A 14,705-nucleotide genomic window follows, 5' to 3' on the forward strand; every position below is an offset into this window, starting at 1 on the left:
GGTGAGCCTAGCGCGTTTCGGGACGCGCTATGGCGTCCGTCAGGGCTTGGGATTGCTTCCGCTGTTGCCGCTGCCGCTGCTGCCGCTCGTGTTCGAGCCCGTGTTGGCGCCGGCGCCGGTGTTCGCGTTCGCAGCGGGCTTCCCAGCCCACGGATCGGGTGACGGTCCGTTCGCCTCGCCACTCGTCTTCCACGGATCAGGCGAGGGCCCGAAGTTCACCGTGAGGACCTGCGCAACGTCACGCGTACGCTCGACGTTGCCGACGATGCCCGAGCCGCCGCCCGTTTCACCACCCGACGCGCCAACCGATGCGCGGATCTCTTCCGTGTCGACGGAATCATCGGACTCCGAGGTCCCCACGGCGCAGCCTGCCATCAGAGCGACGGCTGCAAGCAACGCGATCCGATGAATTGAACGCAACCCGTTCATTGGCTTCCCTCCGAGGACGCCGACAGTCCGTATTGTTTCACGAGTTGAGACAGGCGCGGGCGTTTCATTCCCAAAAGCGACGCTGCCCTCGTGATGTTTCCCTTGGTCTCTGCGAGCGCGCGCGCAATGCAGTCGCGCTCGATCTGACGCTTCATGTCGGAGAGAGAGACCGCACCTTGCCGTACCTGTGCGTACGCCACGGCGGTGGCCCCGGACTCCGATTCGGGCAAGGCGCCCGAGTCGTCCGAGTCGTCGTCTCCGAAGAACTCGTTGCCCGATAGCGTGGAGAGCGTGGCGGTGGGCGCCGGGAGCAAGTTGGCGCGAACGGACATCGGCACGCCCTGCGAGACCGGACCGGCCTGCGCGAGCACCCGAAGATCTTCCACGTTGTCGATCAAGTCCGACACTCCGATGACCCGCCCTTCGGCGAACAGCGAGACCGCCCGGAGGACGTTCTCGAGCTCGCGAATGTTACCTGGCCATCGATGGCGACAAAGCAACTCCACTGCATCATGTGTGAGGGATTTCGGCTCCTCGTTGCGCTCTACACCGATGCGGTGGAGCAAGTGCTCGGCGATTTTCGGCAGGTCGCCAAGACGTGCGCGCAGCGCCGGCACTTCGAGCGTGATGCCACGGAGTCGGTAATAGAGGTCTTCGCGGAACTCGCCGCGCTCGACCATCGCCTTCAGGTCGCGATGGGTTGCGCAAACGACGCGCACGTTGGCGCGAATGGCCTGCGTTCCGCCGACGCGCTCGAACGTGCGCTCCTGGAGCACGCGAAGGAGCGCCACCTGGGTGCGGGCCGAGATGTCGCCGATCTCGTCGAGGAAGAGCGTTCCGCCCTCGGCCATCTCGAAGCGGCCGCGACGACGCGCGCTCGCGCCGGTGAACGCGCCCTTCTCGTGTCCGAAGAGCTCGGAGAGGAGGAGGGTTTCGACGAGGGCCGCGCAGTTGACGCTGACGAGCGGGCCGGTCGCGCGATCGCTCGCGCGGTGCAGCGCGTCGGCCACGAGCTCCTTGCCCGTGCCGCTCTCGCCGCGGATGAGGACCGTGCTGTTCGAACGCGCGACCTTGCGGATCGCGACGTTGAGCGCACGCATCTGGGGATCGTCGCCAATGATCTCGCGCGAACTCGGCTCGGGCCGAAGCGAGGCCGGCATCGAGGCGGCGAACGAACGAGGCGCTTCCTCTTCGAGCGTGCCCGATTCGTGGTTCGCGAGCGAAGCCTGGAGCCGTGAGAGCGCGACCAGCTCGCCCTTCGCGAGGAACGCGGCGCGGACCTCGGAAGACAGGCCGGACGCCACTTGGTCGCGCACCACAGTGGCGCGCGAACAGTGCGCGAGCGCTCCGTGCAGATCACCCGCGTCGCGATGGATGTTGGCGAGGAGCACGTGGATCTCGAAGAGGAGGTCTTCCTCACCGGACGTACGCGCGAGCGCGAGCGCGGCTTCCGCCGACTCGAGCGACTCTTGACCGAGCGCGCGGCGGTAGAGCGACCGGAGAATCGCCACCTCGGCGCGACCACGCAGGTTCGTCACCCGCGCTTCGGCCTTCGCGAGCGTGTCGGCCGCGAGCTGGAGATCGCCGTCTTCGAGGGCCACGCGAACGGACGCGAGGAACGCTTCGGGAAGTCGGTCGCCGAGATCGTTGGCGGCTTCGGCGTCCACGATCGCGGCATCGACCTCGCGACGCGCGAGGGCCGTATTGCCGCGCGAAACGGCGATTCCGGCAGCCACGACCGCGAGGTGCGAGGCGGCTACAGCGGCCGCTCGTCCACCGAGGATGCGACGACCGAAGGCCACCGCGTGGTCGGCGTGCTCGACGAGGCCCAATCGCAGGCGCAGCTCGGCGAGGTTCGCCAAGGTACGCGCCGAGGCGATGCGACCGCGCAGGGCTTGCGGATAGCGGGTGGTCGCCTCCCAGTGGGCGAGCGCCGCGGCGTAGTCGTGACGGCGGTACGCGATGACCGCGAGGTTCGAGTGCGCATGGGCGCAGGCGCGGTGCTGGTGGATGCGCGTGCCGTCCTCGAGAACGCGTTCGAGCGCGGTGCGCGAGTCTTCGAGCATGCCCTTCGACATGAGGGCGATGGCGCGGTTCAGGCGGGCACGCAGCTCGGCGATGACCTCTCCGGCCGCCGACGCCGTGAGTGCGTCTTCGGCGAAGTGCTCGTCGGCTTCGTCCCAGCGAGCTTCGGCGAGGTGCACCTTGCCGAGCGCATTGCGTCCCGCGAGACGCGTGGTGGACGTCGCCGCGAGGTTGATGCAGGAGCGAGCGTATTCCTTGGCGAGCGCGCGATCGCCGGCGAGGTAGCTCACCTCGGCGAGATCGGCAGAGATGCGCGCGCGAAGCTCGTCGCTGTCGGCCGACGCGAGCGCCTTGCCGAGCGCGACGCGCGATGCCACGACGTCGCCGAGCTGCATGAGCGCGCGGCCCATGAGCAAGCTGACTTCCGGGTCTCCCGGACGAAGCGCCGCAGCGCTCTCGCACCAGCGCTGCGCGTCGGACGCTTCGCCCATCGCGAGGAGTCGCTCCGCCGTGCGGACACGAAGAGCGAGACCTCCCGCATCGGTCATGCGCGTCACCGCGGTGAACCAGCGGGCGGTGAGCTCGCGAGCAGCCTCCGAGCCATCGGTCGCGGCGATGGCCTTGCCGATGAGTGCGTCGGCGTCGTCCACACGGCCCATCGCGACGTGGAGCTCGGCGGCGCGCGCGAACGCCCAAGGATCCGACTCGAATCCACTGCCGCCAAGCATCTTCGCAGCGGCGAGACGAGCAGCGTCGGTGACGTCCGCCTCGAGCGCCTTCGCGAACGCGGGAAGGACGGTCACGAAGCCGCCCGCATGAACGACCGCGCCTTCGCGGACGAGCTCGTCGACGACCGGGCCGATCGACGCAGGAGCGACGAGCTCCTGGAGGGTGGCGACGGGAATCGAACGACCGGCCGAGACGAGCGCCGCGAGAAGCTCGCGAGCCTCGACTCCAAGATCGCGGGGCGACGGCGGCGGAGCGAGCGACGCGCGACGAGCGGATGCCCACCACGCCTCGAGCGAAGCGATGTCGGCCGCGGGAAGGTCGACGAGCGCCTCGTCGGCGATGGCGCCGAGCCAGCGCGATTTGTCGGAGGGCTCGAGGCTGCCGCTCATCTCGAAGACGGTGCCCTCGAGCGAAGTCTCTTCCATCGTGAGCGTCGTGAGAACGACGATGGTGAGCGAACGGCCGCCGACGCGAGCCATCTCGGCGAGGACCGCGCGGTCCCACGGGGAGACCGCGGCGCTCGTCACGATCGCGGCGCGACGCGTGACGGCGGCATCGACGATCGCCGACGCGCACGACGGCGGGTCCGTCGGCACGACGCCCATCCCGAGCTGACTGGCGATCTCACGCGTGAGCGGAACGCCGATGCGCCCTTCGGCGGAGACCTCCACCGGGGTCATGCCGCTCGTCCGGAGACGGCGACAGACGTGAGCGATGATCGAGCCGTGCGCCTCGAGAGGCGCGCGAACGATCAAGACCCCGGGCGAAGGCGCCACGATCCGTTCGTCGAGATCGACGAACCCTCGCGCAACGCCGCGCGACGTGTCCGCGCCGCCAGAGCCAGAGACGGGAGCCGAAACCAGGGAGAGGGGTGCGGAGAGAGCCAAGCCGTCGAACCCTAGCGGAAGAATGCCCCTGTTCAAGGACGGCGACGGCCTCCCAGGCGTCTCTCCGTTGTCACCCCCGAAGGGCTGAGAACGGTTGACGATTCCGAGAGACTGACGATCCGTCCAGCCTTCCCTCATGATGCCGAGGGAGTCGCCCGCGTCTCGACCTTCCACGCGCCGCGACGGCATTTCGTAGTTGCAAGAGCTGAACCAACGAGAAATGCCGAAATTTCACATTTTCGTGTCGGATCCGCCCCTGCCTCGTTAGTCAATCAACGGGCCGATCGTCGTGACTGCGCACGCCCGTGCGCCGGCCGACGCTTGGTCGTCGGAGCTACGGCCGAGCCTGCTCTGGTCAGCACCGTCTCCATGGCGTCGAAGTTCGAGGCCGGTGCGTCAGCCAAGGTGCGCGCAAGGGGGAGTTGCGCCCACGCGCTGGCGATGAACAGGGGAAGCGCCTCGGGAAGACGCTCGCGAAGCAGTCCGATCTGCCGCTCGATCGCGCCCGCATCGCCGCGTCGGACCGGACCGGTCAGCGCGTCGGGGAATCCGAGCTTCTCGACGTTCTCGGCAACGCTCCGCAGAAGCGGCCCCAGCATCTTCGGTGCTTCCTCACGCGGCACGCCGGCAACGACGAGGAGCTCCTCTCCGATCGCCGCGAGAGCCGCCGCGCCGTTGGCCACGAGACCCGCGGCAGCGTGGTAGCCGATGGTGTCGAGCTTCGCGAAGGTGCGCGGCGTCATCCCCAGAAGCTTCGCGAGGGAGCGGGCGGCCTTCTCGGCCTTGGGATCGCCCTTGGCGTGCACCTGACCGCGCGTGAGGGTCGGAAAGAACGTGCGCGAGGCGAACGAGATCATCGGGTGCATCTGGGCAACGCCCGCCGTGACGGGTCGAAGCGGCGCGAGAGCGTCGGCCGGAAGCGCTCCGGCGTTGTGCAGGACGACGGTCTTGCGAGAGACGAGCCCCGACGCGGCGAGCTTCTCGGCGAGTGGCCCGAGCTCGCGATCGCGGACGGCGAGAACGAGGACGTCGGCATCGATGCGAGCCTTGGGCAGACCTTTGCGCGCCGGGCGCAGGGTGACGTCGACCTTCTTCTCGCGTAGCCCCTGTGCGAGAGCCCTTCCGACCTTGCCGGCCCCGAGAACGAACACCTTCATGCGGGCGAGATCGCGTCGAGTCCGGCCGGGCGTCAAGCGCTCGCGTAGAGCTTCTTGTCACGCGCGTACGCCAGGACCTCGCGCGGAACGAGCGGCTCGAGGTCGTCCCACTTGCCGGCCGCGATCATGGCTCGCACTTCGGTGCTCGAAATCTGAGGGAGAACCGCGGGCGGCGCGCCGTCGTACGTGACGCCCACCCGCCCGAGGACGATCGGTGGAGCGAGCTTCGCGATGCGGTCGAAGCCGTACCACTTCGACGACTCCATCATGAGGTCGGCCCCCATCACGAAGCGCATATTCCACGAAGGGTGCTGGGACCGAAGATGCTCGAGGGTCCGGAGCGTACGGCTCTCGCCTCCGAGCTCCTCCTCGACGCGCGAGACCTCGACCCGCGGCAAGAAGCCCATCGCGAGCTCGCACATGCGAACCCGGTCCTCGTAGGGGGCGAGCGACTTCGCGAACGGGTGCTGGAACGTCGGCACGACCAGAATCCGCTCGACCTCGAAGCGCGACAGCACGACGGACATCGCGAGGACGTGCGCGAGATGAGGAGGATTGAAGCTCCCACCGAAGATCGCCGTGATCGCGCCGTTCGTGGTCATCGCCTCGAACTCCGCTCGAGCTTGAGCACGAGGAGCTCGGCCGCAGCGCGAGGACGTGATCCGGCCCGTCCAGAACGAGCGCGGTCGAACGCTACCGTGCCGAGAAGAACGAAACGCATACCCTCTCGACAGTCTCCCGAGGCCCTCGTGGAAAGTAAAGGGTAGTATCCGCGCGCCCGCACGCCATGCCTGACCCGACCGATCGCAAGAGCCCCTATCGACTCACGGCGCCGAAGAACCCGATCACCATCACACTCGATGGTGAGCCCGTGCTCGCCGAACGCGGCGAACCCGTCGCGGCGGCGCTGGTCGCGGCCGACAAGCTCACGCTGGCGCGCAGTCCGAAGTTCCACCGCCCGCGCGGACCGTCGTGCTTCCGCGCCGCGTGCGACGGCTGCCTCGCCCGCGTGAACGACGATCCGAACATGATGACCTGCATGGTCCCCGCGGAAGAGGGCATGGCGGTCGTCACGCAGAACCGCCTTGGACCGCGCGAGGCCGACTTCCTCCGCATGACCGACTGGTTCTTCCCCGATGGAATGAACCACCACGAGATCTTCGCGGGCATCCCCGGCGTCCAGAACGTGATGCAGATGTTCGCGCGACGCGTCGCCGGCCTCGGAAAGCTCCCGGCCGAAGCGCTCGCTCCGCGCAAGGCGCAGCGTCGCGAGGTCGATGCCGTCGTGGTCGGCTCGGGCCCCTCCGGCATGGCCATCGCCGTCGAGCTCGTGCGCGCCGGCCGCCGCGTCGAGGTTCTCGACGATCAGATCGTGCACGGCGGCGGCCTCGAGGCCCTCGCTGGCACCGCCAAGAACGCCTTCGCCGCGCTGAGGCATTCGTTCGACGACGCCGTGGCCCGCGGTAGCGTCACACTCCGCACGCGCACCGTCGCCGGCGCCATCTACAGCCGTGACCTGCTCGTCGTCGGTGACGAAGGTGCCGAGCTCGTGCGCGCACGCGACGTCGTCTTCGCATGCGGCGGGCACGACGGCGTTCTCGCGTTCGAGGGCAACGACATGCCCGGCATCATGAGTGCGCGCGCCGCGGGCTTTCTCCTCTCGCGCGGGATCCTCGCCGGGAAAAACCCGGTTGTGGTGATCGCGGAAGGTGGCGGAACGTTCGGTGAGGCCTACGCGGCCGCCTTCGAGCGCGCCACGATCGAGCTCGGCAGCGACGTCTCGGTCGAAGTGGTGCGCGGCGAGCCGCTGCGTGCACGCGGTCAGAATCGCGTGAAGGACGTCCTCGTGCGCACGCCAAACGGCGATCGCGAGTTCATCACCGACGCCGTTCTCGTCGACGCAGCACGTTCTCCTGCCTACGAGCTCGCCGCACAGGCGGGAGCCACGGTGAAGCACGAGCCCCGCGGCTTCGTCGTCCAGACCGACCGAGGCCGCATCGCCGAAGGCGTGTGGGCGGTCGGTGAGCTGGTGGGCGTTCCCTTCGAGGTGAGCGCCATCCACGCCGACGCGAAGCGCACGGCCGAGCACATCGCCGGCGGCTGACGCTCGCGCGATCAGTCGTCGACGAGCGCGCCGAAGAGGCCGAGACCGAGAAGCAGCGTGATGACGGCCGAGGCGCCCATCAAGCCGACGAAGCCGGAATAGGACTCGAACGGTTGCGCCTCGAACGCTTTGCGCGTTCCGACGACGCCGCAGATCAACACGGGCGACAACAGCGGAAAGAGCACGATCGCGAGCACGAGGTCGCGGGCGCGTGTTCGCACGGTCATCGCCCCGAAGAGCGTTCCGACGAGCGACAACGACAGCGTGCCGAGCACGAGCATGCCGAGAAACGCCGAGCCGTGGAGGCTCGCCGTCTCGCTCGCTCGAACGAGCTCCTCGGCAGGCGACAGGCCGCCGCGCGGCACCGTGTTCGAGAAGTCGATGTGGAAGAGGAACATGCAGAGGGCGACGAGCGGCACCTCGATGACCACGATCATCGCGAAGGTCGCGAGCGCCTTGCCGAGGAAGATCGATGCACGCGGCACGGGCGCCACGAGCAGCCCGGTCAGCGCGGACTCGTCGCGTTCGCGTTGCCAGACGCGACCGAAGGAGAGAACGGCCGCGAAAAAGACGGTGATCCAGATCGTGCCGGCCGCCGTGCTCGGGTTCGTCGCATCGTTGACGTGGAACGCCATGCTCGCGAGGAACCCGATCATCACGGAGAAGACCCCAGCCGTCGCGACGATCTCGCCCGTGCGCATTTCGATGCGCAGATCTTTGCGGAAGATCTCCCAGGCGACGTTGATCGGTCCAGGACGGGGACGCCGTCTTACTGCATCGGAACCCATGAGCGGCCCGATGCTACACGGACGTCCCGACGTCGGGCGCTCTCAGTGACCGGTCAGTGGCCGAGCGGGCCCATTTCGCCCGAGTCCGCCATCTGACGGATCTTGTCGGCCGCGAGCTTGCGCTGCTCGGGGGTGAGGATCGGGAGGATCTTCTCGATGGTCCCGAGCATGCGCCCCGACATGTCCTTGCCGACTGCTTTCATGTGTTCGCCGCTCGGAAGCGAGTTCGCATCGAGCTTCTCGGAGCGGAATGCCTCGAACGCCGCCTTCGCGCGCTCGTGTCCGTCGTGGCCCTCGCGGAAGCGGAACCCCTTGCCGGCGCCGGACTTCTCGTGCTCGGCGTGGGCGCTCTTGAGCACGTCCTTGATCTGGGTGCGCTGCTCTTCGGTGAGCTTGAGGTCGTCGGCAAGCTGCTTCATGCGCGCGAAGCCGCCGCCATGCATGCCCTTGTGATCACCGTGCTTGCCCTTGAACTTCTGCTCCATCGCGTCGGCGAACGCGTTGCGCTGGTCGGCGTCGAGCAAGTCGTGGATGCGCACGAGCGCGGCCGGGTCCTGCGGCTGCGTCTTGTCCATGTCCGCCGAGATCTTGTCGAGGTTCGGCTGGAGCGCCGTGCGATCGATGCTCCCCTTCTCGACCTGATCGGCGACGGCCTTCCTCAGATCCTTGCGGTCGCTCGCGATGGCGACATGACGAGCTTCCGCGTCCTGCGCGATCTTCTCGAGCTCCGCGCGCTGGTCGGGGCGAAGCGAGACTTCGCCGAGCGCATCACCCACGTCCTTCACGAAGCCGTGCGTGTTGGCGCCGACCGGAGCCTTCGACAGAGCGCTCGCGCTGGTCTGGGGCGCCGTCTGTTCCACCTGACCGCTGCAACCTCCCAAGGCGAGCGAGCCAGCGACACCGAGCGCAAGAGAGAGGGAGAGAGCAACGGTTCCGAGCTTCATTCGAACGACCTCCACGCCCAGTTTGACGCTGGACCAGTCCGTTCGTGTGCATCCGCGCCCGTAAAGAAGCGTAAACAAGACCGAACACACCGAAACAAGGGCACTTTTCGCAGCTCTTGGGCGGCCTGGTCGATCGACCGGAGCGCGACGAAAACCCGGAAAATCCAGGGTTTCGTGAAGATTGCGTGAAGAAGTGTGAACGAACCAGGCATGCGCCGGAGCGCGCGGGTCGGTCCTGACGCCGCCCGACGAGCAATGTCGCAGCTTGCAAGGCGCAATTCGAACGTCTGTCGAATTTCGATCACGCGGCTAACGGCCCGATGTTATCGCCTTCGCATGACCTCAACGAAGCTCCGTCACGTCGCACGCGCGCTCTCCACGCTGGTCGTCGCATCCGCGCTCGCGAGCGCTTCCCTGTCGTCGCTCGGCTGCAGCAACAAGGCCAAGGAAGAGGAGGCGAAGAAGGCTGCCGAGGCGCAGGCGCAAGCGGCCAAGGAGGCCGAGCAGAAGGCCACCGACGCGAAGAAGGCCGAGGAAGAGGCGCTCAACGCCAAGCATGCGGCGGAGCAGAAGAAGCTCCAGAGCCAGTTCGACGCGAACGATCGCAAGAGCACCTACCTCAAGGAGAAGGCAGGCAAGGCCACCGGCAACGCGAAGAAGAACGCGGATGCGGCGGTCGCCGAGCTCGACAAGCGCCGCGCGACGGCGAGCGAGAGCATCAAGAACGTGCAGAGCGCAACGGGCGCCGCGTGGGACACCGCGAAGGCAAAGGCCGACGAAGACGTCGCCGCCTATGGCAAGGCCGTCGAGTCGCTCGAGCAGACCATCGCCACCAAGTAGCCATTCGGCAGATTGAACGGGAGGAACGAATGTCCGCGTACGAACACAACTCCGACAAGTTCGGCTACTTGAACCTCGAAGACTTCGAGCACGTCCAGAAGGCGCTCTCCGAGCTCGGATTCGACCCGGGCAAGATCGACGGCAAGGACGGCCCGAACACGCAGAAGGCCGTGCGCGAGTTCCAGGCATCGGCCTCGATCAAGATCGACGGCATCGTCGGCCCCCAGACGCGCCAGTCGCTCGTCGAAGAACTCGATCGCCGCTCGCAGGACGAAGCCGCGAGCTGAATCGCGTCGCGTACCGCTGGCTGCTCGCGCACGGAGCAGCCAGCGTTTCCGTCGCGAGTGCGCGCAATCATTGGTGCAATGGTTGCGCGATACACGCTCCTCCTCGATTGAGCAGACGTGCACGAGAAGATCGTCGTCCCTCGACGTTGCACATGTCGCTTGCACTGCTACCGTCACGACATGTTTCGAACGCGAATCACCTTCGAAGAAAACGGAATCCTGCTCGACGACGAGCGCGTCCCGTTCGCGACGATCGACGATGCGAACGTCGAAGACGGCGTTCTCGTTCTTTCGATGGCCTCCGGGCAGCGACGCATAAAGTTGAAGAAGGACGAGGCGATGACGGTGCTCGATGGCGTCCTTGACGGCGTCGAGCGCGCACATCCGCACGCGACGCCGTATCGTCAGCCGGAGCACGTCGTCGAAGCGAGTCCAGCGCCCCATCACCCGCGTCGGATCCACCGCCCTCGCGTGTCGGCAGGCTCACCCGATTTGATGATCGGCCGCACGTTCAGCGCCGGCTGACGGTCCGCGTCACTTGGTGAGCGCGGGCAACCCGGGGCGCGTCAGCACCCACAAGTAATAGCCACCAAAGGGTGGCTCCTCGGGCGCACCGAACTCGTAGATGCCGCCGACGCCGTAGCCTCGCGCCATCGCCGCCCGGCCAATAGGCTCTTCCCACGAGAGGCGTGGCACGAAACGCTCACGCTCGTGGGACAGAACCACCACCGCATCGGGATTGTCGCGGTAGATGTAGTCGACCTCACGCTTGCCGGTACGAGCAATCTCGAGATCGTTGAGCCCGAAGCTGTCGAGCGTGAGCCAATCGGAGAAATAAGGCACCGCGCCAGCGTCGGAAATGACCAGCCGAAGAGGCGCCCCCGCCTGTGAGGCGAGCCCCTTCAAGTCATGACCAAGTCGAACGTGGGCGTGGTCGAGCCCGCGCGCGTACGCCAACTGGCTGGCGATGTCCGATTGCGCGTCCGAAAGCCACGCGCAACTGGCCATCACTGCCGCCCCCAACACGGCATACGCCGCGGCCCGCGGATGCGACCGCAGCAGGCGAGCCACGCCGAGCACCGCGGCGGCCGCCACGAGTGGGAAATACGGAAAAAGATAACGATGGGAGAACCCCATCAGGTGGGCCGGCTTCAGATAGAAAAGTGAATGGATGACGAGCGCCAGGGCCAAAGGCCAGCTTCGCCGAAAGGAGATGAAGCCAACGAGCGCAAGAATCCCCAGCCAGCCCACGCCCTGCCGGTAGAAGCCGACGACCTCGTCGATGCCCTCCCAACCAGCGGCGGCCTTGATGAAAAAGGGAAGCGGCAGCGGAAGACCGAAGAAGCGCCAGCGCGCGATGAAATAGACCGTTCCCGGGAGGATGTAGCCCACGAGCAGAGGCCACGTGAGCATGGCCCTCCTCGTTTCTGGCGTGGCGGCCGAGGCACCCGAGCCGAGCAGCGCCGAGGCGACGACCACCAGGGCAAGCACGTTCCCCTCGGGGCGAGCGAGACCGAGGAGGAGACAGAGGGATGACAGTGCCCACGCGAGCGTTCGAGACGGCGCGTTCGTGAAGAGGGTCGCCAGGTTGGCGAACCCCACCACGAGCGCCGTGAACAGCGCGGTCTCCATGCCGGAAGCCGAATGAATCGCCGTCATCGGACTGGCGCAGACGAGGACCGCAGCGGCTACGCTCGCCGCAAATCGCAAAGCCGTATTCGCGGGGAGCCATTGCCACGAGAGTGATGCCGAGAACGCGGCGCTCGCGCCGACGAGCAGCAGGGAGACCACTTTGGCAAATGCCACAGCGTCCGTGCCGAGCGCGTGCGGGACGGCCGTGAGAACGACCCAGAAAAACGAAGTGAAGCCTTCGACCGGCGTCTCGTTCGGATTCCAGCGAAGGCCCTCGCCGTTTGCCAGATGGCGGGCGTAGCGAAGCGTGATGTAGCTATCGTCGACGACCCACGGCCACAACTGGCTGAAACGCTGCACGAGCATACCGATGCTCAGGGCCAACGTCGTCGCTGCCAACGAATAGGAGCCGACGCGCTCGACCCCTCCACTCGTCGACTTCGTCGAGCTCGGCTCGCGGCTTTCCTCGAGCGCCCCGGCGGGAGCTTGCAGGGCATCCTCGGCTGGCGCCTGGCGGGGCTTCGTCATACCGCGCCTGAGGTAACTCAGAAGCGCGACTGCGTCACCCGCTGAGCCGCGCCCCGTCGTTGAGCGCTCGCTCGGCTCAGGAGGAGCAACGAAGCTGCGCGAAGGCAGACTCCAGGGAGTTGCTCTCGGCAGCACGGTGGCAGCAGCCTTCGTGTTGCTGCTCAGCGGCGCGGTGCCCCCTCGGGCTGGCCACCTGGATCTTGGGTGGCGTCTATCTCGTTACGTACCTCGTGGCGCGCGGCCGCTTGACGCGTCGGCTGCTCGCTGGTCGAGCGAACTGACGCCGCGCTGGCGCGCCCTCCTCACGATTGCCCGCCCAGACCAAAGGGAATGCGCGGTGTCATCCAACTGAGGGCTGGATGCTGGACGTCGCCAGACTACTCTGCCAACCATGTCTGCCCGCGTCCAGAGTTCGCGTTCGCGATTCCTGTCGTGCAACGTGCTGCTGCCCGTCGTTACGGCCGTAGTCCTTGCGGCCTGCCAAACGGAGCATCGAGGACTCGACGAAGCCACGACCGGCAACGTTCGTCAGGCGCTCTCGCAGACGCAGTTCACGGGAACGAGCCTTCCCGCCAAGACGCTGGCGCTCACGTTCGACGACGGCCCGGGGACGCGCACGGCGGAGCTCTCGGGTTGGTTGCATACGCAGGGAATCCAGGCGGCGTTCTTCGTCAACGGCGCGCGTGTGAACACCACACCGCTTCCCAACCCGAATGGCATTACGCCCACGCCGAACCCGACGCAGATTCTCCAGCAGCTCGTCGACGATGGACACCTCGTCGCGAATCACACGACGACACATCGAAACATCAGGACGGAGGTTCCCTCGAACCAGCTCGCCCCGGAGTTGGCCGAGACCGACAACGCGATTGCCGGGTTCGCGCCCGTAAACCGCCTGCTGTTTCGCGCGCCGTACGGCGATTGGAGCACGTTGGCGGCCAATACTCTCGCGGCGTCGGCGATGAACAAATACGTCGGCCCGATCTACTGGGACATGGGAGGCAACTCGACCGCGTACCCGGGCAACGCGGCCGACTGGGCGTGTTGGCAAGGCCAGCTGACCGACACGAACGGCGAGCTCGTGAACGGCAACGGCTACGCAACGACGACCCAGTGCGGCGATGCCTACTTGAACGAGATCCGTGCCGTCGGCCGCGGCATCGTCCTGATGCACGATCCGTACGGCTGGGATCAGGGCGACACCGTCGAAATGGTGAAGTACATCGTGCCCATTCTCCAGAAGGAAGGGTACGCGTTCGTGCGCGTCGATCAGGTGCCGGCGATCGCGGCGGCACTCCCATGCGATGCGAACTGTCTCACGTGTACGGGCCCGAACGCGTGCACGTCGTGCGTCGCCGGTAGCTATCTCGCGGGTGGAACGTGCCATCCGTGCTCGACGTGCGCCAACGGCACGTTTCAGGCGAGTGCATGCGTCGCGAACGCGGACACGGTCTGTCAGGCGTGCGACGCGACATGCACGACGTGCAAGGGCGGAACGAGCAACGATTGTTCGACCTGTCAGGCCGACCGTTATCTGGAGGGAAACCGGTGTCTGCCTTGCACCGCGTGTGCTGCCGGCACGTACCAGACGGCGACCTGCACGCCCTCCGCGAACACGGTCTGCGAGGCGTGCGACGCCAGCTGCGCGACCTGCGCCGGGGCGGGCACGAGCGCGTGTACGACGTGCGCGGGCGGCGCCTATCTCTCGAACGGAAAGTGTCTCGCGTGCAACAGCTGCGCTGCGGGAACGTATGCCTCGACGGCTTGCACTGCGACGACCGACACGGTCTGCTCTCCCTGCGCGGCGAGCTGCGCGACGTGTCACGGTCCCGGCGCCAACGATTGCGGAAGCTGCGCCCCAAAGGAGTTCCTCTCCAATGGCAGCTGCGAGTCGTGTTCGACGTGCGCAGCAGGCACGTCCACGGCTACGGCATGCGGGACGACCGAAGACACGAAGTGCGTCGCCTGCACGAACGGCACGTGGGCGCCCGCCAACGCGCAGACGTGCGAGCCGTGCGGGAACTGTGACGACGGCAATGCCTGCACGACGGACCGTTGTGACCCGACGAGAGGATGCGTTCACGAACAGACCGATTGCAACGTCGCGGCGGATGCCGGTTCGCCCGAACCGAGCGCGCCGCCCGACGGGGCGGTCGGGGCCGAGGACGACGCCGGAGCGCCGAGCACAGTGACGCCCCTGCCGCCGCCCGTGAGTCCCCCGTCGGGCTCGGGATGCACGACCGGGCGGGCACGGGACGGGTCACGTCCTGGACTCGGGCTCCTTGCGCTGTTTGGCGTTGCTCTGATGCGACGGTCGCGAGGTGCTGGACGCGGCCGAAATCAGGACAGCTGACG

General features: G+C 67.1%; 12 protein-coding genes. 5 read left to right on the plus strand and 7 right to left on the minus strand.

Features of this window, described 5'->3' with window-relative positions; translation table 11 throughout:
* Positions 1-39: 39 nt before the first annotated feature.
* From AKJ09_RS12470 to nadD, 4 genes are all read right to left on the minus strand, one after another.
* Positions 40-375 (minus strand): hypothetical protein, encoded by a 336-nt coding sequence (locus tag AKJ09_RS12470; protein WP_146647413.1) that lies wholly within the window; start codon positions 373-375, stop codon positions 40-42.
* A gap of 50 nt (positions 376-425) precedes the next feature.
* Positions 426-4,070 carry a sigma 54-interacting transcriptional regulator gene (locus tag AKJ09_RS12475; RefSeq protein ID WP_169927481.1) on the minus strand — a complete coding sequence of 1,215 codons (3,645 nt, stop codon included), beginning with the start codon at positions 4,068-4,070 and terminating at the stop codon, positions 426-428.
* 272 nt (positions 4,071-4,342) lie between these two features.
* Positions 4,343-5,227: a Rossmann-like and DUF2520 domain-containing protein gene (locus AKJ09_RS12480; protein ID WP_146647415.1), complete on the minus strand. Its 885-nt coding sequence runs from the start codon at positions 5,225-5,227 to the stop codon at positions 4,343-4,345.
* Between the two features lie 32 nt (positions 5,228-5,259).
* A complete protein-coding gene (gene nadD, locus AKJ09_RS12485) occupies positions 5,260-5,829 on the minus strand; it encodes a nicotinate (nicotinamide) nucleotide adenylyltransferase (protein WP_146647416.1) in 570 nt (189 codons plus the stop codon).
* Between the two features lie 185 nt (positions 5,830-6,014).
* On the opposite strand from nadD, the gene AKJ09_RS12490 reads away from it, so the two are divergent.
* On the plus strand, positions 6,015-7,331 hold the full coding sequence (locus tag AKJ09_RS12490) for a 2Fe-2S iron-sulfur cluster-binding protein (RefSeq protein ID WP_146647417.1): 1,317 nt from the start codon (positions 6,015-6,017) through the stop codon (positions 7,329-7,331).
* 11 nt (positions 7,332-7,342) lie between these two features.
* Here AKJ09_RS12490 and AKJ09_RS12495 read toward each other — a convergent pair whose 3' ends face one another.
* Both AKJ09_RS12495 and AKJ09_RS12500 read right to left on the minus strand, forming a co-directional pair.
* Positions 7,343-8,119, minus strand: a complete 777-nt coding sequence (locus AKJ09_RS12495; RefSeq protein WP_146647418.1) for a heme exporter protein CcmB — start codon at positions 8,117-8,119, stop codon at positions 7,343-7,345.
* 53 nt (positions 8,120-8,172) lie between these two features.
* Positions 8,173-9,063, minus strand: a complete 891-nt coding sequence (locus AKJ09_RS12500) for a Spy/CpxP family protein refolding chaperone (RefSeq protein ID WP_146647419.1) — start codon at positions 9,061-9,063, stop codon at positions 8,173-8,175.
* 336 nt (positions 9,064-9,399) lie between these two features.
* Here AKJ09_RS12500 and AKJ09_RS12505 point away from each other — a divergent pair, with 336 nt between their 5' ends.
* From AKJ09_RS12505 to AKJ09_RS12515, 3 genes are all read left to right on the plus strand, one after another.
* Positions 9,400-9,903: a hypothetical protein gene (locus tag AKJ09_RS12505; protein ID WP_146647420.1), complete on the plus strand. Its 504-nt coding sequence runs from the start codon at positions 9,400-9,402 to the stop codon at positions 9,901-9,903.
* Positions 9,904-9,932: 29 nt separating this feature from the next.
* Positions 9,933-10,190, plus strand: coding sequence for a peptidoglycan-binding domain-containing protein (locus tag AKJ09_RS12510; RefSeq protein ID WP_146647421.1), 258 nt, complete (start codon positions 9,933-9,935; stop codon positions 10,188-10,190).
* A gap of 180 nt (positions 10,191-10,370) precedes the next feature.
* A complete protein-coding gene (locus tag AKJ09_RS12515) occupies positions 10,371-10,715 on the plus strand; it encodes a hypothetical protein (protein ID WP_146647422.1) in 345 nt (114 codons plus the stop codon).
* A 9-nt stretch (positions 10,716-10,724) separates the two neighbouring features.
* On the opposite strand, the gene AKJ09_RS12520 is transcribed toward AKJ09_RS12515, so the two are convergent.
* Entirely contained in the window at positions 10,725-12,350 is a 1,626-nt protein-coding gene (locus AKJ09_RS12520) for a hypothetical protein (RefSeq protein WP_146647423.1), read from the minus strand.
* A gap of 391 nt (positions 12,351-12,741) precedes the next feature.
* Here AKJ09_RS12520 and AKJ09_RS12525 point away from each other — a divergent pair, with 391 nt between their 5' ends.
* Positions 12,742-14,703 carry a polysaccharide deacetylase family protein gene (locus tag AKJ09_RS12525; RefSeq protein WP_146647424.1) on the plus strand — a complete coding sequence of 654 codons (1,962 nt, stop codon included), beginning with the start codon at positions 12,742-12,744 and terminating at the stop codon, positions 14,701-14,703.
* Positions 14,704-14,705 lie beyond the last annotated feature (2 nt).

It is taken from the genome of Labilithrix luteola (assembly GCF_001263205.1).
GTDB classification, from domain to species: domain Bacteria; phylum Myxococcota_A; class Polyangia; order Polyangiales; family Polyangiaceae; genus Labilithrix; species Labilithrix luteola.

What these genes read in the sequence shown, in the direction of transcription:
- AKJ09_RS12470 (WP_146647413.1), bottom strand. Translation starts at nt 375, where the DNA reads ATGGCAGGCTGCGCCGTGGGGACCTCGGAGTCCGATGATTCCGTCGAC.
- AKJ09_RS12480 (WP_146647415.1), bottom strand. Translation starts at nt 5,227, where the DNA reads ATGAAGGTGTTCGTTCTCGGGGCCGGCAAGGTCGGAAGGGCTCTCGCA.
- nadD (WP_146647416.1), bottom strand. Translation starts at nt 5,829, where the DNA reads ATGACCACGAACGGCGCGATCACGGCGATCTTCGGTGGGAGCTTCAAT.
- AKJ09_RS12490 (WP_146647417.1), top strand. Translation starts at nt 6,015, where the DNA reads ATGCCTGACCCGACCGATCGCAAGAGCCCCTATCGACTCACGGCGCCG.
- AKJ09_RS12495 (WP_146647418.1), bottom strand. Translation starts at nt 8,119, where the DNA reads ATGGGTTCCGATGCAGTAAGACGGCGTCCCCGTCCTGGACCGATCAAC.
- AKJ09_RS12500 (WP_146647419.1), bottom strand. Translation starts at nt 9,063, where the DNA reads ATGAAGCTCGGAACCGTTGCTCTCTCCCTCTCTCTTGCGCTCGGTGTC.
- AKJ09_RS12505 (WP_146647420.1), top strand. Translation starts at nt 9,400, where the DNA reads ATGACCTCAACGAAGCTCCGTCACGTCGCACGCGCGCTCTCCACGCTG.
- AKJ09_RS12510 (WP_146647421.1), top strand. Translation starts at nt 9,933, where the DNA reads ATGTCCGCGTACGAACACAACTCCGACAAGTTCGGCTACTTGAACCTC.
- AKJ09_RS12515 (WP_146647422.1), top strand. Translation starts at nt 10,371, where the DNA reads ATGTTTCGAACGCGAATCACCTTCGAAGAAAACGGAATCCTGCTCGAC.
- AKJ09_RS12520 (WP_146647423.1), bottom strand. Translation starts at nt 12,350, where the DNA reads ATGACGAAGCCCCGCCAGGCGCCAGCCGAGGATGCCCTGCAAGCTCCC.
- AKJ09_RS12525 (WP_146647424.1), top strand. Translation starts at nt 12,742, where the DNA reads ATGTCTGCCCGCGTCCAGAGTTCGCGTTCGCGATTCCTGTCGTGCAAC.